This window comes from Rhizobium sp. AQ_MP (assembly GCF_014237835.1).
Lineage (GTDB): Bacteria > Pseudomonadota > Alphaproteobacteria > Rhizobiales > Rhizobiaceae > Allorhizobium.
Genome location: NZ_JACJVI010000006.1, coordinates 98,812 through 117,543, shown reverse-complemented (window position 1 = coordinate 117,543; position 18,732 = coordinate 98,812). Strand labels below are relative to the sequence as shown.

16 protein-coding genes are annotated in these 18,732 nt (G+C 60.6%); 6 read left to right on the top strand and 10 right to left on the bottom strand.

The window, feature by feature from the left end; all coding sequences use genetic code 11:
* Positions 1 to 2: 2 nt before the first annotated feature.
* The 8 genes from glyA to H6M51_RS11690 all read right to left on the bottom strand — a co-directional run bounded on the left by glyA (position 3) and on the right by H6M51_RS11690 (position 7,562).
* Entirely contained in the window at positions 3 to 1,292 is a 1,290-nt protein-coding gene (gene glyA / locus H6M51_RS11725; protein WP_185810035.1) for a serine hydroxymethyltransferase, read from the bottom strand.
* A gap of 127 nt (positions 1,293 to 1,419) precedes the next feature.
* Entirely contained in the window at positions 1,420 to 1,743 is a 324-nt protein-coding gene (locus H6M51_RS11720) for a hypothetical protein (RefSeq protein ID WP_185810034.1), read from the bottom strand.
* Positions 1,733 to 2,803, bottom strand: a complete 1,071-nt coding sequence (locus H6M51_RS11715; RefSeq protein ID WP_185810033.1) for a hypothetical protein — start codon at positions 2,801 to 2,803, stop codon at positions 1,733 to 1,735. Before H6M51_RS11715 ends, H6M51_RS11720 begins: the two co-directional genes overlap by 11 nt.
* Entirely contained in the window at positions 2,804 to 3,208 is a 405-nt protein-coding gene (locus H6M51_RS11710) for a DUF4383 domain-containing protein (RefSeq protein WP_185810032.1), read from the bottom strand.
* Positions 3,209 to 3,218: 10 nt separating this feature from the next.
* On the bottom strand, positions 3,219 to 4,712 hold the full coding sequence (locus tag H6M51_RS11705; RefSeq protein ID WP_185810031.1) for an FAD-binding protein: 1,494 nt from the start codon (positions 4,710 to 4,712) through the stop codon (positions 3,219 to 3,221).
* Between the two features lie 142 nt (positions 4,713 to 4,854).
* Positions 4,855 to 6,183, bottom strand: a complete 1,329-nt coding sequence (locus tag H6M51_RS11700; RefSeq protein WP_185810030.1) for a murein L,D-transpeptidase — start codon at positions 6,181 to 6,183, stop codon at positions 4,855 to 4,857.
* 299 nt (positions 6,184 to 6,482) lie between these two features.
* Complete coding sequence (gene ldtR, locus H6M51_RS11695) at positions 6,483 to 6,992, bottom strand: transcriptional regulator LdtR (RefSeq protein ID WP_102021346.1); 510 nt, start codon at positions 6,990 to 6,992, stop codon at positions 6,483 to 6,485.
* Between the two features lie 132 nt (positions 6,993 to 7,124).
* Positions 7,125 to 7,562, bottom strand: coding sequence for a DUF6163 family protein (locus tag H6M51_RS11690; RefSeq protein WP_185810029.1), 438 nt, complete (start codon positions 7,560 to 7,562; stop codon positions 7,125 to 7,127).
* Positions 7,563 to 7,741: 179 nt separating this feature from the next.
* On the opposite strand from H6M51_RS11690, the gene hemB reads away from it, so the two are divergent.
* The 3 genes from hemB (at position 7,742) to H6M51_RS11675 (ending at position 10,168) form a co-directional block, all read left to right on the top strand.
* Entirely contained in the window at positions 7,742 to 8,758 is a 1,017-nt protein-coding gene (hemB, locus tag H6M51_RS11685; protein WP_185810028.1) for a porphobilinogen synthase, read from the top strand.
* A gap of 69 nt (positions 8,759 to 8,827) precedes the next feature.
* Positions 8,828 to 9,286: an RDD family protein gene (locus H6M51_RS11680; RefSeq protein WP_185810027.1), complete on the top strand. Its 459-nt coding sequence runs from the start codon at positions 8,828 to 8,830 to the stop codon at positions 9,284 to 9,286.
* A 120-nt stretch (positions 9,287 to 9,406) separates the two neighbouring features.
* Positions 9,407 to 10,168 (top strand): arginyltransferase, encoded by a 762-nt coding sequence (locus H6M51_RS11675; protein WP_185810096.1) that lies wholly within the window; start codon positions 9,407 to 9,409, stop codon positions 10,166 to 10,168.
* An 85-nt stretch (positions 10,169 to 10,253) separates the two neighbouring features.
* Here H6M51_RS11675 and H6M51_RS11670 read toward each other — a convergent pair whose 3' ends face one another.
* Positions 10,254 to 11,297 (bottom strand): class I SAM-dependent methyltransferase, encoded by a 1,044-nt coding sequence (locus H6M51_RS11670; RefSeq protein ID WP_185810026.1) that lies wholly within the window; start codon positions 11,295 to 11,297, stop codon positions 10,254 to 10,256.
* Positions 11,298 to 11,626: 329 nt separating this feature from the next.
* Here H6M51_RS11670 and H6M51_RS11665 point away from each other — a divergent pair, with 329 nt between their 5' ends.
* Positions 11,627 to 13,528: a GGDEF domain-containing phosphodiesterase gene (locus tag H6M51_RS11665; protein WP_185810025.1), complete on the top strand. Its 1,902-nt coding sequence runs from the start codon at positions 11,627 to 11,629 to the stop codon at positions 13,526 to 13,528.
* A 106-nt stretch (positions 13,529 to 13,634) separates the two neighbouring features.
* Positions 13,635 to 14,777 (top strand): cyclic nucleotide-binding domain-containing protein, encoded by a 1,143-nt coding sequence (locus H6M51_RS11660; protein WP_185810024.1) that lies wholly within the window; start codon positions 13,635 to 13,637, stop codon positions 14,775 to 14,777.
* A 52-nt stretch (positions 14,778 to 14,829) separates the two neighbouring features.
* On the opposite strand, the gene parC is transcribed toward H6M51_RS11660, so the two are convergent.
* On the bottom strand, positions 14,830 to 17,106 hold the full coding sequence (parC, locus tag H6M51_RS11655) for a DNA topoisomerase IV subunit A (protein ID WP_185810023.1): 2,277 nt from the start codon (positions 17,104 to 17,106) through the stop codon (positions 14,830 to 14,832).
* A 206-nt stretch (positions 17,107 to 17,312) separates the two neighbouring features.
* Here parC and H6M51_RS11650 point away from each other — a divergent pair, with 206 nt between their 5' ends.
* Positions 17,313 to 18,509 (top strand): hypothetical protein, encoded by a 1,197-nt coding sequence (locus tag H6M51_RS11650; RefSeq protein ID WP_185810022.1) that lies wholly within the window; start codon positions 17,313 to 17,315, stop codon positions 18,507 to 18,509.
* Positions 18,510 to 18,732: the final 223 nt, after the last annotated feature.

Below are 18,732 nucleotides of genomic sequence, written 5' to 3'. Positions count from 1 at the left end.
CCTTACATGTAAGGGTACATCGGGAAGCGGTCCGTCAGGGCAACGACCTTGTCCCGAACGGCTGCTTCGACGGACGCATTGCCCTCATCGGAATTGGCAACCTTCAGGCCGTCGAGAACTTCGACGATCAGATTGCCGATTTCGGTGAACTCCGCTTCCTTGAAGCCGCGCGTGGTGCCAGCCGGGGTACCGAGACGGATGCCGGAGGTGACGAAGGGCTTTTCTGGATCGAAGGGGATGCCGTTCTTGTTGCAGGTGATGTAGGCGCGGCCGAGACCGGCTTCTGCACGCTTGCCGGTGGCGTTCTTCTTGCGCAGGTCGACCAGCATCAGGTGGTTGTCGGTGCCGCCGGAAACGATGTCGAGATTCTGCTTGATCAGGGTCTCTGCCAGAGCCTTGGCGTTCTTCACGACCTGGGCGGCGTAATCCTTGAACTCCGGCTGCAGCGCTTCGCCGAAGGCGACGGCCTTGGCGGCGATGACATGCATCAGCGGACCACCCTGGAGGCCCGGGAAGACGGCCGAGTTGAACTTCTTCGCCAGATCCTCGTCGTTCGTCAGGATCATGCCGCCGCGCGGACCACGGAGCGACTTGTGGGTCGTGGAGGTCGCGACATGGCAGTGCGGGAACGGCGACGGATGCTGGCCACCGGCGACGAGACCGGCGATGTGGGCCATGTCGACCATGAGATAGGCGCCGACCTCGTCAGCGATCTCGCGGAAGCGCTTCCAGTCCCAGATGCGGGAATAGGCGGTGCCGCCGGCGATGATCAGCTTCGGCTTGTGGGTGCGCGCCTTCTCGGCCACGTCGTCCATATCGAGCTGGTGGTCGTCTTCACGCACGCCGTAGGAAACGACGTTGAACCACTTGCCGGACATGTTGACCGGCGAACCATGGGTCAGGTGACCGCCCGAATTGAGGTCAAGGCCCATGAAGGTGTCGCCCGGCTGCAGGAGCGCCAGGAAGACGGCCTGGTTCATCTGCGAACCGGAATTGGGCTGAACGTTGGCGAAGTTGACGCCGAAGAGCTTCTTGGCGCGCTCGATTGCGAGTTCTTCCGCGATGTCAACAAACTGGCAGCCGCCATAGTAGCGCTTGCCCGGATAACCTTCCGCATACTTGTTGGTCATGATCGAGCCCTGGGCTTCGAGCACGGCGCGGGAGACGATGTTTTCAGAGGCGATCAGCTCGATCTCGTGACGTTGGCGACCAAGTTCCTTCTCGATCGCACCGAAGATTTCCGGATCGGTATCGGCGAGGGAACGAGAAAAGAAGGCATCGGTGTTCGACATGATCGCTGGCTCCTCAAAAGCGTTTGATGCTGTGGGGTCTTAAACTTCCGCAGTCACGAGAGCAATACGGAGAACGACATTTGCGGATCAATTGGCGCGCGGAGGCGAATGGCCGCAGCCACCTTGACTAAGCCGGGCGCAAATCCATGCAGCCGTTGCGCAGCGCCGGCAGCACCAGCCAGGCGCCATGGGCATAAAGGCTTCGGACGAAAGCCGCATCAGGGGCGGAGACAATGGTGCGCCCGCCGTTCGCCCGCAGGATGCCGGCACCGTCCGGAAGGCGTGCGGGGATATCCGATCCAAGCACAAGGACTGCCGGGCCGACAGGGCCCAGGATCGCTGTCGAGGCCGCAAGCGCGCTGAACCAGACGCCGACGATACCCAAGAGAACGGCGCCGCTGCGAACGAGGCGTTGAACCGCTGTCCTGCGTATGTCCGGTTCAGTAGTCATAGACATGTTCCAGCTCGAAGCCTGCAGACTTGAGTTCAGTGAACAGGAGAGAGAGATCACGGACCTTGGCCTGCAGCAGCAGCCGGCGGCCGGTAAAGCCATCCCGATTGATGTCGGCGATGACGGTGGCGTAACCAAGCTGGCTCGGGGCCGAGGGCGCCAGCGCGCTGACCATTATGTCGTCATTGCCGGCGACTTCGAGCACTGTGCCGTTGCGCTCCGCAATTTGCCGGAGAATGACGGTGAAGGCCCGATAGCGGGGCGTTTCGATGAGTACGCCGTTGTCGCCTCGCTCTTCAATGACAGTGACGTCGGGCATCGCCCGAAGATCCGCAGCCGGGATCCCCGACACCAGCGAACGGATTGTCAGTTGTGCCTGCCCCGTGGCGGCAACGGCGCTGGCGATCACATCGGCATAGGCTGCCTTCGCCTTCCATTCACCGCCCAGTGCCAGCCTGCGCTCCCAGCTGCGCAGCGACGTGACAGGTTCGGCCCAGAGCTTTCCGACAGAGCCATCGAAATCATACTTGTACCACGGCGTCTGGTGCAGAAAACGGCCATAGTCCTCGGCCATCGTCAGCGCATAGAGGTCCTGTGGCGACTTTTCCGCTCCCCTGAGAAGGGCAAAGAGGCGGCCCACCGTCTCCTCATACAATGCCTTCATCCCCATCTCGAGCGTGAAGCTTACGCCGATGACGTGGATTGTCCGCCGCGTGGCCGCATCGGCGCCACCGTGGCGATCCGCTTCGCGATTGAGAGCGCAGAAGGAAGCCCAGAAACCGACGACGCTGCGCGTATAGCCGAATGCATGTTCATCACTGAGCTTCATGACATTCGCCAGCCCCTCATAGGCATAGACGATGTGCCATTCCGGATAGGTCAGATAGCTGTTGGCTTCGGCGCGGACGAAGGCCGGCTCGGTGATCTGGGGCGCAAAAGCCTGATCTTCAGGCTCGGCCTTACAGAAGGTTTCGACATAACCGACGGGGATGAGCAGCACAACGACGAAAAGCACCACCGAAAGCGAGAGCCATTTCAGCAACCGCAGCAGCCTTGCCATTCAGGCCTCCTTGCGAAACAGAATGGCGGACAAGACCGCGATCCCGCCCAGAGAAATGTGCGGCATGTTGGCCAGGATCTTGAAGCCGAAAGGCAGGTCCTGGATGCCGTAGTTGATGATGCCGAGATCGAGGTAACCGGAACCGGTTGCCAGGCCAAGGAGCCCGTCGGCCAGATAAAGGATGCCAAAATAGAGAAGGAAGCTGCGTGCGGCGCGGGTCGAAAGGAACGCGGCGGTTCCGGCCCACAGCGCGGATGCGAGATGCAGCAGGTCGTCATAGATATCGAGTGCGAAGATGCCAAACGCCCTGCCCTCGGCATCCGTCAAACCTGGAATATAGTTCAGGCCCGCGACGACGAACAGAATGGCGGCATAGGCAAAGGCGATCTTGCGAACGGTCGTCATGGGTAACCTCTCAAATCCTTGAAATGTAGTTGGTCCAGAGACCATTCTGCAACAGCAGCCCCGGATCGAGGCGGCGCTTGGCAGCCGCGAATTCGTCGGCACGTGGGTAGGCGCGACGCAACTGGTCCAGCGTCGGATGCGGACGATAGGGCAGATAATAGCTGCCGCCGATTTCCGTGACCCGGTCGACTAGAGCGCGGGTCATGCGCGCCATGTCCTCTTCGCCCCGCACGGACATTTCCTGGGAAAACAGCATGACAGCGCAGATGCGGGGTACGGTGGCGTAGGCCAGAACGCTGTCGCGATCGGTATCGACGAAGCGCAGGGTGATGTTCAGGAGTTCCTGATAGGAGGACGGAATGACTTCGCGGCAGATCCGTACAAAATCCGCGAAGCGTTCAGGAGCGACGAAGTATTCGTGCAGGATATCGGTGCGTCCCGGATCGCCATCATCGAGCGTGACAACCGGCTCGTTCATCAGGCTGTTGCGGGTCGCGACACCCGATGTGAGCGCCGGGCTGATCGCCGACTCCAGCATCCAGCGGAAGTTCTTGACGCGATCCGACCCGACCTGACGACGGAACACGCCGGCCGCGATATGGCTGATGATACCCGACCCGCTGGCGGCCGGAATATCCGTCTGGTCCTCCGTCGGGCGATAGGTGATCAGCAGACCCCGTTCGAAAAAGCCGTCGATGGCCACGTCGAGACGGCCATAGGCCATTTCGATGGTCTTGTCGGCCGAAAGAGCTTGCATGAAGCGCAGGCCGAGCTCCTCGCCCGCAACATGGTCGAACGTGGGTGCAAGATTGCGGTTCGGGACGATCTCGATCTCAAGTTCAACGATGACGCCGAAGAGGCCGTAGCCTCCCATGGCCAGGTTGAAGAGTTCGGGATTTTCCTGCCGGGAGCAGATGACCATCCCGCCATCCGGCAGCAGCATCGTGATCGATCGGACCGTGGACCCGAAGGCGCTCCACGGGACCGGCCAGCCATGGGCGTTGACGGAGAAGGTGCTCGCCACACCGAAATCATGGTTGGACTGCATGACCTTGGGCGAAAAACCGATCGCATCAAGGCGGGTGATCACCTCGCTCCAGCGCATGCCCGCCGAAACCCTGCATGTGCCTGCGGCCTGATCGACATCCAGCCAGCCGCGATCGAGAGTAAGTGCCGTCCCACCGCTGTGAAGGCTCTGGCCACCCATCGAATGGCGGGCGGCACTTGGCACGACAGGGCGACCTGCGGTCTTAGCCTCCGCAAGCTCGCTCCTGACGGTTTCGATCAACGCGTCCTTTCGGTCATCGGCCAGAACCAGATGTTTGGAAACACGCGTTGGTGACAGCTGGCTTGCATCGTTGAGAATGTCGCCGGGGGCATCCGCAGGCGTAACCGGCAGCCCTGTCCCGCCCCCTATTGTTTCCCGACCAAGGAAATGGGTCGCCATCGCACCAGCCGCAGCACCGCCGCCGACCAGCAGCGCACGCCTTGTGAAACCTGCCATTTCGCCCCCTTGCCACCCCTGGCGAGTCACCGTTTTGTGAGCAAGCAGTAGGCAGATTTACTTGCGGCGGCAAGTTCACATGCAAAAGCCGCGCACAGGGCGCGGCTTTCGCAAGCAACATTGGTTTCTATTCATTTACCGCTTATTGGAGCGGGACCAGGTCCTCGTCGACGGAACCCGCGAACTGCTCGACGCCGATATTGGCCTGCAGAGCCAGCTGGGCGTCGCCGTCCTTCTGGTAGATGTCATCGCGGAACTGCACGATGCTGTCATTGGTCGACCAAGCCGAGATGTAAACGATGTAGACCGGCACTTCCTCCGCCAGCTTGATCGGCGTGTTCTGGCGCGTGGTGATGACGCGCTCGATTTCCTGACGCGACCAGCCAGGCGTGTCGCGCAGCAGCCAGGTGACAAGGTCGCGAACGTTCTGCACGCGGATACAGCCGGAAGATTCGAAGCGCATCAGCTTGTTGAACAGGCCCTGCTGGGGCGTGTCGTGCATGTATTCGTTGTTCGGATTGTGGAAGTTGATCTTTGTCGACGCCATCGCGTTGATCTTGCCGGGGTCCTGACGGAACATCAGGTTCGGTGCCTTCTCGGCGTTCCAGTCGACCGTCTCCGGCGCCACTTCATTGCCGTTACCGTCGAACAGACGGATGCTGTTGCGCGTCAGGTAAGTCGGGTCCTTGCGCATGAGCGGCACGATGTCCTTTTCGACGATCGAGCGCGGCGCGGTCCAGTAAGGATTGAGGATGACCTCGTAGATCTTCGAATTGATCATGTGGGTCGGGCGATCGATACGGCCGACGACGGCGGTGTTGCGCAGCGCAACACGGCCATCCTCGACGGCTTCGACGGAGGCACCCGGCACGTTGACCGTGACGAAGCGTCGGCCGAGATCGCCGGACATCGACTGCAGTCGGATCAGGTTGGTATTCAACTGGTTGAGGCGCACATCGGCGCCGACATTCAGCGCCTTGACTGTAAATTCGCCTAGAACGCCGTCTTCCGGCAGGCCGTGGCGGGCCTGGAAGCGCTTCACCGCGCCTTCGACATAGGAATCGTAGGAATTCGACATCCCGGCTTCACGCGGCAGGTCGCCCGAGATCATCAGGCGCTGGCGCAGGCTCTGGACGGACGGATCCATGGCCCCGATCCGCAGAGCAGCCGGCGCGTTCACCGTCGGCCAACCGCCATTGGACACGATCATCTGATACTGGGAGATGGCCTGCTGCATGTAGACCAGGTTGTTGGGACTCAGCATCGGCGAATTGGAAACGACACCGGCAACCGTGCGCGACGCCTGGGCATCGAACTGGTCATCCCAGTTGCCGCGGCGCGGCGCATTGATCAGGTCATTGATCGCATCCTGCGCCATGGCCTGCCCGGCGAATGCCGCAGCACCGGCAGCGGCCGCGCCACGAAGCAGCGAGCGGCGCGAAAGAGCAACAATTCCAGACTTCTTGGACATATTCCCTACCGTTTCATCCTGAACCTAAACCAGACGCATAGCGCGCCATGGTTAACAAAGCGCCGCCAGACAGGCTCAACTGTGCGTTACAAGGTCGATCGGAGGCTGTCGAAGCGCCCCCTCCACTCGTTTTCGCGGTCCCATATCAATATGGCCAATTCGTGTCACATTGCTGTTCCGTCACGGGACTGTGTAGCCCGGAGGACGCCGCGTGAAGCCATAACGCGAAAACCGGACGCTTCGCGAGAAGCATCCGGTTTCGAGCGGTGGATCGCTTGAGGAGGTCGTCTGGGCAAGCCTCAGAGGCGATACAGGATCTGGTCGTTCCAGAAGCGGTCGAGGCGCTGCAGGAGCTTGTTCATCTGAGTGAACTCGTCGGTGCCGATGCCGCCGACCTTCTGGATCGAGCCGATATGGCGCTCATAGAGCTTGGCGACGGTCTCGGCGATCTCCTGGCCGGCATCCGTCAGGCTGATGCGGACCGAGCGCCGGTCGACACGCGAGCGCTGATGATTGATGAAGCCGAGGTCGACGAGTTTCTTGACATTGTAGGAGACGTTCGAGCCCAGATAGTAACCGCGCGAGCGCAGTTCACCGGCGGTCAGTTCCGAATTGCCGATGTTGAAGAGCAGGAGCGCCTGAACGGCGTTGATGTCGGAGCGACCCTTGCGGTCGAACTCGTCCTTGATGACGTCGAGAAGGCGACGGTGAAGACGCTCGACGAGGTGGAGGGATTCGAGGTAGAGCGAACGGATCGCTTCTTCCTGCGGGTCGAGAGTGGCCGGCTGCGGCTTGAGCTTGGTGTTCATATCGGTCTGCCTCACTGTTTTGTTTGGCGGTGTTGGTTTTTTCTCCCGCCTTGGTGAGGACCGTATCCAATGCGCATAAAATTCTATTTAAAACGCAGGCTTAACAGAGGCTTACCGAAGCCTCTTGTCGTATCAGGGTAAATCAACCGTTATACGCTCCTGCTTGTGTCTCCCTTCGAACCACAACGCCAGGCGGAAGAGGATGAAGACCACGAAGACGACGGAATGCATGATGACCGCCAGCATGTTGTTGCCGAAGATCTCGGGCCACACGGTGAACATCAGAACCTGACCACCGGCGGCAAGCAGCCACATGACAGGCCCCCAGGAGCCGGCGACCCAGAGACCCAAAGCTGCAACAGGGAAAACCACGGCAAGGCCTGTGGCCGCCACGCGCCAGGGCGTGGAGAGGAGATCGAAGCGGCCGAGACCATCGTGGCTGTAGCCGACGAGCAATGCCCAGTACTGCAGGCCGAACCAGAGGCAGGCGAGAGCCACCACGCGCAGGAAGAGCACGAAGATTGTCTCGGTCAGGCTGCGAATGGGCGTGTTGGACGAATCAGCTTCCATGAAGTGGAAGATAGGCCCCGGACAAGACCTTCGCCAGCATCAGCCGAGCCCCCTCCCCTGTTGATCGCACTTGCTCGCCGAAGCTGACCATCTGCAGATGCCCTGCAGCCCCTGTTCCGTTTTGCAAGCTCCGGCCATCGTGCTAATCAGCAGCCGGAGACAAGACGAGGATCAGTATCATGACGGACAAGACACATCGGGTGGACGAGGTCACCGGCCACCGGCGCATGCGCCGGCTGCGCAAGGCCGACTGGCAGCGCCGCATGGTTCAAGAGAACCGCCTGACCGTCGACGACCTCATCTGGCCCATCTTCGTGGTGCCCGGGTCAGGTATCATGGACCCCATCGCGGCCATGCCCGGCGTCTTCCGGATGAGCGTCGACAAGGCGGTTGAGGCGGCAAAAGAAGCTGCCGATCTCGGCATTCCCGCGCTCGCGACCTTTCCGAACATCGAGCTTGCGCTGCGTGACGAAACGGGTTCGCAGATTCTCGAGGCGAACAATCTGATCAACCAGACGACGGCGGCGATCAAGAAGGCGGTGGCGAATATCGGCGTCATCACCGACGTGGCGCTTGACCCCTTCACCAGCCATGGTCACGACGGCATCCTGCGCGATGGCGAAATCGTCAACGACGAGACGGTCGATCAGCTGGTGCGCGCAGCCGTGGCGCAGGCCGATGCCGGGTCCGACATCATCGCGCCGTCCGACATGATGGACGGCCGGATCGGAGCCATCCGACAGGGGCTCGATGCTGCCGGGCACCAGAGTGTCGGCATCATGTCCTACGCGACGAAATTTGCCTCCTGTCACTACGGTCCCTATCGCGAGGCGATCTCGACCAGCGGTCTCTTGAAGGGTGACAAGAAGACCTATTACATCGACCCGGCGAACGGCACCGAAGCCGTGCGCGACGCTGCTCTCGATGTCGAGGAAGGCGCCGACATGCTGATGGTCAAGCCGGGGCTTCCCTATCTCGACATCTGCTGGCGCCTCAAGGAAGCCTTTGGCCTGCCGGTCTTCGCCTATCAGGTTTCCGGCGAATACAGCCAGATCAAGGCGGCCGCCGCCAATGGCTGGATCGACGGCGAACGCGCGATGCTGGAAACGCTTCTCTGTTTCAAGCGCGCCGGCTGCGACGGTATTCTCACCTATTTCGCGCCCGAGGTGGCACGTCTCCTGGCCAAGCGTGGCTGATCTTCCGGGGATTATTGTATTCGGCATCGGGCACCCCATATCTGAGGTGCAACCTCAAAGGAGCCCGACATGAGCCTCGATAGCAATCCGTCCTATGCCGCCCCTGAAGACTGGCGCGCCTATAGCGGCGTGCTGTCACGGCGGGTTTTTGCCTTTCTCGTGGACTATCTGTTCATCGGCCTCCTGTGGATCCCGGCCGCCGTCGTCGTGTTCTTTCTCGGCATCCTGACCCTTGGCCTCGGCTGGCTTCTCTATCCGATCCTGTTCTTCGTGGTCGCCGCGCTCTATTTCGGCATGTCCGTGGGTGGCGCGTCGCAGGCGACCCCGGGGATGCGGATGATGGGCATTGCGATGATCCGGCTCGATGGCCGCAAGATCGATTTTGTGACGGCCATCGCCCATCTCGCCCTGTTCTGGATCCTGAACTCGGTGCTGACGCCACTGGTCCTGCTCGCCGGTCTGTTCATCGAGCGCTCGCGCCTCGTGCACGACTTGCTGCTCGGCACGGCTGCGGTGCGGACTTACTAAATCCAAAACCCCGATCACAGGCACAAAGCACTCCGGCGCGATGCCGGAGTGTTGACCTTTTTCATTCTTGCGCCATCCTACCTGTTCAAGACGACGCTAAAGGATTCTCTTGATCCGCATATGAACACGCAGACGAGCCCCTCCCCGCAATTCTACCTGACGGCGCCGGCGCCGTGCCCTTATCTGGCGGGAGAGATGGAGCGGAAGGTTTTTACGCATCTCGTGGGTCAGCGTGCGACCGAGATGAACGATCTTCTGACGCAGGGTGGCTTTCGTCGTTCACAGAACATCGCCTATCGGCCGGCCTGCGAGTCCTGCCGCGCCTGCGTCTCCGTAAGGGTTCTGGTCAACGAGTTCCAGATGAGCCGCGGATTCCGCCGCGTCGAGGCGGTCAACCGCGATCTCGTCTCGACCGTCTTTCCCGCCCAGCCATCGACCGAGCAGTTCTCCCTGTTCCGCCACTATCTGGATCACCGCCACCAGAATGGGGGCATGTCGGATATGTCGGCGCTCGACTATGCGATCATGGTCGAGGACAGTCATGTCCAGACGCGGGTCATCGAATACAGGCTACGGACGCCGGGCGACGGGATTTCTGCCCAACCGCGCGGCGAGCTCATTGCCGTTGCCCTCTCCGACCTGATGAGCGACGGACTGTCGATGGTCTACTCGTTCTACAATCCGGAAATGGATAAGCGATCGCTCGGCACGATGATGGTGCTTGACCATATTCGCAGGGCCAAGGCGCTCGGCCTGCCGCATGTCTATCTCGGCTATTGGGTGCAGGGATCGAAGAAGATGGGGTACAAAACCCGCTTCCAGCCGCAGGAACATCTGATGAGCCAAGGCTGGATGCGTCAATCCCCGGATCTTGAAGGGTGAGCGGACGAGGCGCCGGTCGCCTTGCGTCCCATTTCGAGACAAACGAGCCCTCCGCAGCCACGCCGCTGCAGAGGGCTGTTTCATATCAGGACAGTTTGCGGATGATGCCGTAGACGATGTTCTTGTTCTGACCGAAGCGTATCGTGCACTCGACATCGAGGCCTTCACTCGCTGCGCGCATGATCCGCCACATGTCTTCTTCGGAACGCAGCAACAGCGCCCAGTTCATGAAGGTTTCCATGTATCCGTCGTCGGGAATTTCGTCCGCGAAATTGGCGAAGAGGAAGGTGCCGTGCGGCTTCAGCATCTGCAAGCAGCGCTGCGTCAGCTTGATCGCGACTTCATCGGCCAGGTAGTCGTAAAGGCCGGCGGCGTAGACGAAATCGAAGGTGCCGAAGCTCTGTGCACGCTTCAACACCGTGCCCACCGATCCATTGACGGCTTCGACGACCGTACCATGGAACTCACTGGCCACAGCGCCCACGCTCATTGGATCCTGGTCGAGAGCAATCCAGCGCTTGATCGTCTTGTCTTTCAGGGCCTGCGACATGGAGCCTTCACGCAGGTGACCGGCTGCGATTGTCAGGATCTCCGCTTCGCCGCCGCGCGAAGACGCAACGTCATCAACGAACTGGGCCAGCAGGTCGCGGCGCTCACGCACAGCGGCGCAAGCCGGCGCCTGGCTGACGAAGCCATGAATGGCCTTGCCCAGAGGGCTTGCGGCATCAAGAAGAGGTTGAACGGACGAATGCCCATAGATGAAATCGAGCAGGCCAGCGTCGCCCGAGTAACCACGGGGCTTTTCGAATGACCAGCGCGTGAAGGGATCCTCGTGGCAATAGCGAGCCACAGCATGATTCTGAGCAATCGGGATCACCTGCTCCCACACCTTCGGGGAATAACGATTGCGTACGGCGTTCATTGCGGTGAACAGGCGCAACATGGTCTGCCCGACATCGCCATCCTGCTGGAACTGCTGTTCAGCCACTCGAAGGTGAAGGGCCATTGCGGCTCGTGCTTCTTCCAGTTCACCATCTCGGATCGGATCGGTGGACGAAAAGACCTCTGAGGCAATCGAGTCCGGGGTAATCAGGCTTTCACCATCGATGGCAATGTCCAAACGACTCATTTTCCGCTCCATTTTAGTCAAACTCGATATTAATACTTCGTACACCATAGATCGCTTTTGATTTCCGTACAGCCCCGACTTCCCGACATCTTAAAACGTAGTTAACGCCTGGCGCGGTTAAGTGCCGGACGCACGTGTGACAGTGTGCTGAGCGGAGACGGGAGCAAGACATGGACCTGGGCAAACACGAGCCAGGACAGGCGAGGTCAGGCGTAGCCTTCCCGTCGCCCTCTCCGCACTCGGCCTCAATTGGCCGCGATGCCCGACAGCCCCATCGAGGAGAAACGCGCTCGGATACTCGCTCAGCGGGAGCGCTGAAGCGTCAGTACATGAAGGCAAGAGGCGCAGCCCAAGTTCGAGACACCCGCGGTGGCTTCTGGCTCGCGCTGATTGTTTATCTGCTGTTTGGCATCGCCGACGCCATGCTGATACCGGATGTTGCAAGGTACACGATCATGGCGCGTTTCGCCGTGGCGATCCTTGCCCTGACAACGATGGAAATCGTAGTCTTCGTACGTGCTTCATCAAAATGGTCGGATTTGACATGCGCCGTCACGGTGGTCGTCGCCTATCTCGGATGGCTGATCCCGGCGATGCAAACGGACGATTTTGAAACATTCAAATTCTATATGTACTTTGGCACCATCTTCATGATGAGCGCCAATCTCTTCTTCAATCTCTTTTTCCGACTGTCGGTCGCCACCTCGGCTGCAATTCTGGTTATTTTCTTCACCAGTCTGAATTACATCCCGGAGCTTGAGTATCATCAGAATTTTGTCGTCATTCTTTTCTATCTGTCCTGCTTCGTCTTCACATCCTACGTGAACTGGAAGCTGAACGAGGAACGCTACAACGTCTTTCTCAATGCGCTGGAAGCTGAACATCAGCACAGCGAAGCAGAAAAACGCGGAGCCGAACTGGAGCGGCTCTCCAACACCGACTATCTCACGGGTGTGGAAAACCGCCGTGCCGTGGACAAGCGCCTGCGGGACTACTGGAACGAGTGGCAGACCGAAGGCAAGGCCTTTGCCGCAATTCTGGTCGATGTCGACTTCTTCAAGAAATACAATGATTTCTACGGCCATCAGTCGGGTGATCGCTGCCTGATCCTCGTCGCCAGCGTCCTCAACGATACGCTGAAGCCGCTGAATGCCTCCGTCGGTCGCTATGGTGGGGAAGAGTTCATCGTGCTGTCGCGCGTCACTGGCCGCGACCAGGTCATGGCGCTCTGCGAGATCGTCCGCAGCGCCGTTGAGGGCCTGCATCTGGTCCATGACCAGCGCCGCGATGGACAAGCGGTCGTCACCGTCAGCGTTGGCGCATCCTATACACGCCCCCAAAGCGGACCGAAGCTGGAGCGCATCATCAACGAAGCGGATCGCGCGCTCTATTCCGCCAAGGCAAACGGTCGAAACTGCATCCGCCTGTTCAACCCGAACGATCCGCTGACCAGCGACGACAACGAGAATATAGCGGCCACCTTGCGCATGGCGGTCAAGAACAATCTCGTCCATCTGGTCTACCAACCGATCCAGAACATGCGCACGGGTCGCGTGGAGGCGGTGGAATCGCTGATGCGGCTCAAGATGATCGACGGCACGCCATTGTCGCCTGCCCAGTTCATCCCGGTCGCAGAGCGCACCGGCGCCATTCTGGACCTTGGGCTCTGGGCAATCCGTCAAGCCTGCACAGAGGTTCTGGCGACCGGCGTAGCGCCGATGGCGAGCGTGAATGTCTCTGCAATCCAGTTGAAATCCCGCGGATTTGCACTTGCGGTCTCAACGATCCTCGAGGAAACCGGTGTCTCCGGCTCTCAGCTCGCATTTGAAATCACCGAGGGCATCGACATGGAAGGGCAGTCCGACGTGATCCGCTGCATCACCGATCTGCAGGCGCTCGGCATCCGCATCTGGCTTGACGATTTCGGAACGGGCTTTGCCGGTTTGTCCTGGCTCAGGCTGTTCCCCTTCGATACCGTCAAGATCGACCGCTCCTTCCTGCAGGACGCGCGACGCCCGGCCGGCCGCGCCATGCTTGAAGACATTATCCGGCTTATCCGCAATCGTGGTCTTAAAATTCTCATCGAAGGGCTCGAAACGGCCGATCATGTCGAACTGATGCACGAACTCGGCATCGAGCTTGGCCAGGGCTATTATCTCGGACGCCCAGCTCCCATCGACGAAGTGAAGATCAAAGCCTTTCCGCGGCTGGCGAGCGTTTCCGGGCTCTAGACGCCGGGCTGCCCGGACTCGCCCATTTTTGGCCGATCAACGCCTCTCCGTTTTCTGAACGAAATCAGTAGTATCCGCACGAATTCCATGCCGGACGGATAGAGTAATGAAGACGGTCGACGCAACGCACCAGGCCGGACAGTCTGATTTTGCCGAAAAACTCCTCAAACATACGACGATCAGCGTCAGCGACGCCTATCTCGACGCCTTTCGCAATCATGTGGAAGTCATCCATTACGACATCGGCAGCGTGCTCTTCCGCACGGGCGACGACAGCAGCTTCGCCATCCTCATCGCAGAGGGCGAGGTCGAAGTTTACAACGAACAGACCGGTCATGTGCTAGCGGTGGCGGGCGATGGGAGTCTCATCGGCGAACTGGGGCTGATCAGCGGCGACCCGCGCAGCGCTTCGGCCAGGGCCCTGACACCGGTCCGAGGTTGGAAGATCGACCGGTCGCAGTATCGGGAGTTTCTCAGCGACAGACCCGAAGTCGCGACCCTGTTCTTTCGCAAGATCTATGCGCAACTTTCTGCAAGCTACGGAAAGCTCAGGCAGCAGTTCGTGGCGCTCGAAGAGGCAGACCGGCGCTACCACGCCCTCGCCTTCCTCTTCGTCACCATGGTCCTGATGATCAATATCTATGCCCTGGTGAACAGCATCATCCTGACACATCTGAAGGTGTCCCATCAGGAGCAGGTGATGTTCTGGACGTCGCGGGTCATGGAGGTCTGGGGCGCGTTCGTCATCTGGGGATTGACCGTCCGCTGCGGCCTCACCCGGCAGGACATGGGTATCCGGATGGAAAACCTCTGGAAATCCATCGGCGTGGGGCTCGGCATCAGTGTCGTCGCATTGGCCGCGATGGCCTATTTCCGGACAATCCTCTATCCCGAACTGCAGGGCACGCCGATCATCGACCCCAAGCTGGTGACGATTACGGTCTACACCTACATTCTCGTCGCACCACTCCAGGAATGGATCTGCCGCGGCGTGTTGCTGACGGCGATCGCCGATCTCATGCCCGGCAAGACGCGCCCGATGTCGGCGATCGTGATCACCTCGCTGATCTTCTCGACCCTGCACCTGCACTATTCACAGTCGCTTGCCGTGGTGGCGCTCGTCTCGGGAATCGTCTGGGGATGGCTGCACTTGAAGTATCGAAATCTTGCCGGGCCGATCGTCTCGCACTTCATCCTCGGCAATGCAGCCACCTTGATGGGGGTCTGGTCGATCTGGGAACGCGGCTGACACAAAAAGCCGGCCGCAAGGCGACCGGCTCCCTCCCCCTCCTCGTTCAGGATCAGCCCGAGAATTTGCCGCTGCGCGGGAAACCCTTCGGCACAAGGCGACCGGCCGAAGCTCGATCGCCCTGCCATTCGACCAGTTCTTCCTTCGTCTTGGTGAAGGTGCGGCCGGCGCTGTCTGCCCAAGTCAGGCCATCGGCCATCGCGAAGAATTTGACGTCGGAAACGCCGCCATCCTTGTAGCGCTGCAGGCGCACGCCCTTGCCGCGGGTCATTTCCGGGATCTGGGCGATCGGGAAGACGAGCAGCTTGCGGTTCTCGCCGACGACAGCGAGATGATCGCCGCTGACGGGCACGACGAGCTTGGCTTCGTCCGGCATGCCGACATTCATCACCTGCTTGCCCTTGCGGGTGTTGGCGACAACTTCGCCCTCCGGCACGATGAAGCCGTTGCCGGCGGTCGAGACGAAGATGAGCTTTCGGCTTGCGTCATGAACGAAGGCGGTCAGCACGTCCTGATCGTTTTCCATGTCGACCATGATGCGCAGCGGCTCGCCGTGACCACGGCCACCGGGCAGCTTGTCGCCGCCGAGCGTGTAGACCTTGCCACCGGTGGTCACCAGCAGGATCTTGTCCGTCGTCTGGGCCGGGAAGGCCACCTTCAATCCATCACCTTCCTTGAAGGTCAGCGAGGAGGTGTCGGAGATATGGCCCTTTAGCGCACGGATCCAGCCCTTTTCCGAGATGACGACGGTGATCGGTTCCTTTTCGATCATCGCCTGCTGGATTGCCTCGACATCGGCTTCCGGAGCGTCGGAGAAGACCGTGCGGCGGCGGCCGAGCTCGGTCGCCTTGGCGTATTTCTTCTTCACCTCGCCGATTTCCCAGGCAACCGTCTGCCACTGCTTGTCAGTGGACGCGAGCAGGGATTCGATCTCGGCCTTTTCGGCGGACAGCGCCTCGTGCTCCTTGCGGATCTCGAACTCCTCGAGCTTGCGCAGATTGCGCAGGCGCATGTTGAGGATGGCTTCGGCCTGGTTGTCGGTGAGCGTGAACCGCTCGATCAAGACAGGCTTGGGCTCGTCCTCCTCGCGGATGATGCGGATCACCTCATCGAGATTGAGATAGGCGATCAGCAGGCCGCCGAGGATTTCCAGGCGACGGTCGATGGCCGCCAGGCGGAACTTGGACCGGCGGACGAGCACGTCCTTGCGGTGGTCCAGCCACTCGGTCAGCACCTCGTTGAGGGCCATGACCTTGGGCACCTTGCCCTGCGAGAGCACGTTCATGTTGAGCGGAATGCGGCTTTCGAGCTCGGTCAGCTTGAAGAGCGATTCCATCAGCAGGGTCGCATCAACCGTGCGGCTCTTCGGCACCAGCACGATGCGCACGTCTTCGGCGCTTTCGTCCCTGATATCTTCCAGAAGCGGCAGGCGGCGGGCGACCAGGAGTTCGGCGATCTTCTCGATCAGGCGCGACTTCTGCACCTGGAACGGGATCTGGGTGACGATGATCTGATAACCGCCGCGACCGAGATCCTCGGTCTCCCACTTGGCACGCACCCGGAAGCCGCCGCGACCGGTACGATAGGTCTCCAGCATCGAGGCACGGCTCTCGACGATCACACCGCCGGTCGGGAAATCGGGGCCCTCGATGCCACCGCGCTCCGGATGGGCGGGATCTGCCAGCAGCTCCTCGACGGGCGCGCCCGGGTTCTTGATCAGATAGAGGGCCGCGTCGCAGAGCTCATGGGCATTGTGCGGCGGGATGGAGGTCGCCATGCCGACCGCGATGCCCGAGGCGCCATTGGCGAGCAGGTTCGGGAAGGCACCGGGCAGAACCGTCGGCTCGTCGTCTTCCTCGTTATAGGTCGGACGGAAGTCAACCGCGTCCTGGTCGATGCCTTCGAGCAGCAGGGCCGCAACATCGGTCATGCGGGCTTCGGTGTAACGATAGGCGGCCGCACTGTCGCCGTCGATATTGCCGAAGTTGCCCTGCCCGTCGACGACGGGATAACGCTGCGAGAAGTCCTGCGCCAGACGCACCAGCGCATCATAGACCGACTGGTCGCCATGCGGGTGGAACTTACCGATGACATCACCGACGATACGGGCACATTTCTTGAAGGCCGAGTTCGGGCGAATGCCCATCTCGCTCATCGCGTGGATGATGCGGCGATGCACCGGTTTCAGGCCGTCGCGGACGTCCGGCAGGGCCCGGTGCATGATCGTCGACAAGGCATAGGCGAGGTAGCGCTCTTCGAGCGCCGCCTTCAGGTCCACCGGAAGAATGTGATCGCCACCCTCATCGGGCGGAAGCTGATTTGTCCCCATGGGTCTCCCCTAGCGGAGAAGACCCGCAACGGCAAGGAATCCGGGCATTCCGCCTGTGGATTAAGGGCCTGTGACCCCGATCACGCCGCAATCGTCCGCTATCGCGCTATGGCGAAAAGCGGTGGACGTTTTTCCAATCCCCCTTATAAATATCGCCGATGAATTTTACCCGTGTCAGACGCGGGACCAGCACGAAGGACCTCCTCATGACTTTGCACCGCTCCACCCGATTTCTGCTCGCGAGCGCCGCGCTCTGCGCCTTCGCAGGTCCGGCTTTTGCGCTGGACGGCCAGGATTTGCTGAACAAAATCAATGCCTCCTTCGCCAGTGGTGGCACGACAATCAAGGCAGACGCCATCGAAGTGTCGGGCTCGGACGTGCTGCTCAAGGGCGTCAAGTTCGGTGTCGAAGGCGATGCGACCGACAAGCCGCTGGCCATCGAGCAGCTGACGCTGCAGGGCGTGAGCGAAGAGGAAGGCGGCGCCTACTTCATCGACCGCGTCGAGTTCCCCGAAGTCAACGTGACCGAGGAAAAATCGAGCTTCAAGGTTCAGGATCTCTATCTCGCCGGCGTCTACGTTCCTGGTGACGTCAAGGCCGAGGGCATTGATTCGCTGATGTTCTACGAAGAGGCGCATAGCGGTCCCGTTGACGTTACTGTCGATGGAAAGTCCGTATTCTCGATGGCGGAAGCCGTCGGCACGATGGGCTTGTCGGATGACGAGAGCACGATCACCTTCGAAGGCTCCGTAACCGGCGTGAAGGCTGATCTGAGCACCGTCGAGGATGCACAGGCCAAGGCACAGATCGAAGCGCTCGGCCTCACCAAGCTTGACGGCAACATGAACATGTCCGGCAGTTGGGAAGTGGAAAGCGGCACGATCGACATCGAGGATTACTCGATCGACTTCGCCAATGTCGGCAAGCTCAGCCTCGCCTTTTCGATGTCGGGCTATACGCTCGACCTCGTCAAGCAGATGCAGGAACAGGCCCGCATGATGCAGGCGCAGCCGCAGAACGAGCAGGCCCAGCAGGCCGCGGGTCTTGCCATGCTCGGCCTGGTGCAGCAGCTGTCGCTGGTCGACGCCCAGATCCGCTTCGAAGACGCCGGCATCACCAAGCGCGGCCTCGACTTTGCCGGCAAGAGCCAGGGCACGGATGGCGCGCAAATGGCGCAGATGGTCAAGGGCATGGTGCCGATCCTGCTCGCCCAGGCCAAACTCGGCGCGCTGCAGAACGAGGTCTCGGCCGCGGTCAACGCCTATATCGACAATCCGAAGGCGCTGACGATCGCGGCGGCCCCCGCAAACCCCGTCGCCTTCCCGATGATCATGGGGGCGGCCATGGGCGCGCCTGAAACCATTCCGGGCCTGATCGGCCTCAAGGTGACCGCCAACGACTGATCGGGATCGATCCTGACAAGAGCCCGGCCCGCGAAAGCGCGCCGGGCTTTTTTCATGTCAAAATAGCGCAAAGCCATCGCGCATGCCAAAACGGCTGGCACGGACTTGCCGTGAAAGCAGGACCACGTTCTCGCGGATGTCATGTAACAGCGGGATGCTCTAAGGGCATCGCGGCAAAGCAAAAAGGGCGCCGGATGGGCGCCCTTTTCCTTATTTGTCCTGC

What these genes read in the sequence shown, in the direction of transcription:
- glyA (WP_185810035.1), bottom strand. Translation starts at nt 1,292, where the DNA reads ATGTCGAACACCGATGCCTTCTTTTCTCGTTCCCTCGCCGATACCGAT.
- H6M51_RS11720 (WP_185810034.1), bottom strand. Translation starts at nt 1,743, where the DNA reads ATGACTACTGAACCGGACATACGCAGGACAGCGGTTCAACGCCTCGTT.
- H6M51_RS11715 (WP_185810033.1), bottom strand. Translation starts at nt 2,803, where the DNA reads ATGGCAAGGCTGCTGCGGTTGCTGAAATGGCTCTCGCTTTCGGTGGTG.
- H6M51_RS11710 (WP_185810032.1), bottom strand. Translation starts at nt 3,208, where the DNA reads ATGACGACCGTTCGCAAGATCGCCTTTGCCTATGCCGCCATTCTGTTC.
- H6M51_RS11705 (WP_185810031.1), bottom strand. Translation starts at nt 4,712, where the DNA reads ATGGCAGGTTTCACAAGGCGTGCGCTGCTGGTCGGCGGCGGTGCTGCG.
- H6M51_RS11700 (WP_185810030.1), bottom strand. Translation starts at nt 6,183, where the DNA reads ATGTCCAAGAAGTCTGGAATTGTTGCTCTTTCGCGCCGCTCGCTGCTT.
- ldtR (WP_102021346.1), bottom strand. Translation starts at nt 6,992, where the DNA reads ATGAACACCAAGCTCAAGCCGCAGCCGGCCACTCTCGACCCGCAGGAA.
- H6M51_RS11690 (WP_185810029.1), bottom strand. Translation starts at nt 7,562, where the DNA reads ATGGAAGCTGATTCGTCCAACACGCCCATTCGCAGCCTGACCGAGACA.
- hemB (WP_185810028.1), top strand. Translation starts at nt 7,742, where the DNA reads ATGACGGACAAGACACATCGGGTGGACGAGGTCACCGGCCACCGGCGC.
- H6M51_RS11680 (WP_185810027.1), top strand. Translation starts at nt 8,828, where the DNA reads ATGAGCCTCGATAGCAATCCGTCCTATGCCGCCCCTGAAGACTGGCGC.
- H6M51_RS11675 (WP_185810096.1), top strand. Translation starts at nt 9,407, where the DNA reads ATGAACACGCAGACGAGCCCCTCCCCGCAATTCTACCTGACGGCGCCG.
- H6M51_RS11670 (WP_185810026.1), bottom strand. Translation starts at nt 11,297, where the DNA reads ATGAGTCGTTTGGACATTGCCATCGATGGTGAAAGCCTGATTACCCCG.
- H6M51_RS11665 (WP_185810025.1), top strand. Translation starts at nt 11,627, where the DNA reads ATGAAGGCAAGAGGCGCAGCCCAAGTTCGAGACACCCGCGGTGGCTTC.
- H6M51_RS11660 (WP_185810024.1), top strand. Translation starts at nt 13,635, where the DNA reads ATGAAGACGGTCGACGCAACGCACCAGGCCGGACAGTCTGATTTTGCC.
- parC (WP_185810023.1), bottom strand. Translation starts at nt 17,106, where the DNA reads ATGGGGACAAATCAGCTTCCGCCCGATGAGGGTGGCGATCACATTCTT.
- H6M51_RS11650 (WP_185810022.1), top strand. Translation starts at nt 17,313, where the DNA reads ATGACTTTGCACCGCTCCACCCGATTTCTGCTCGCGAGCGCCGCGCTC.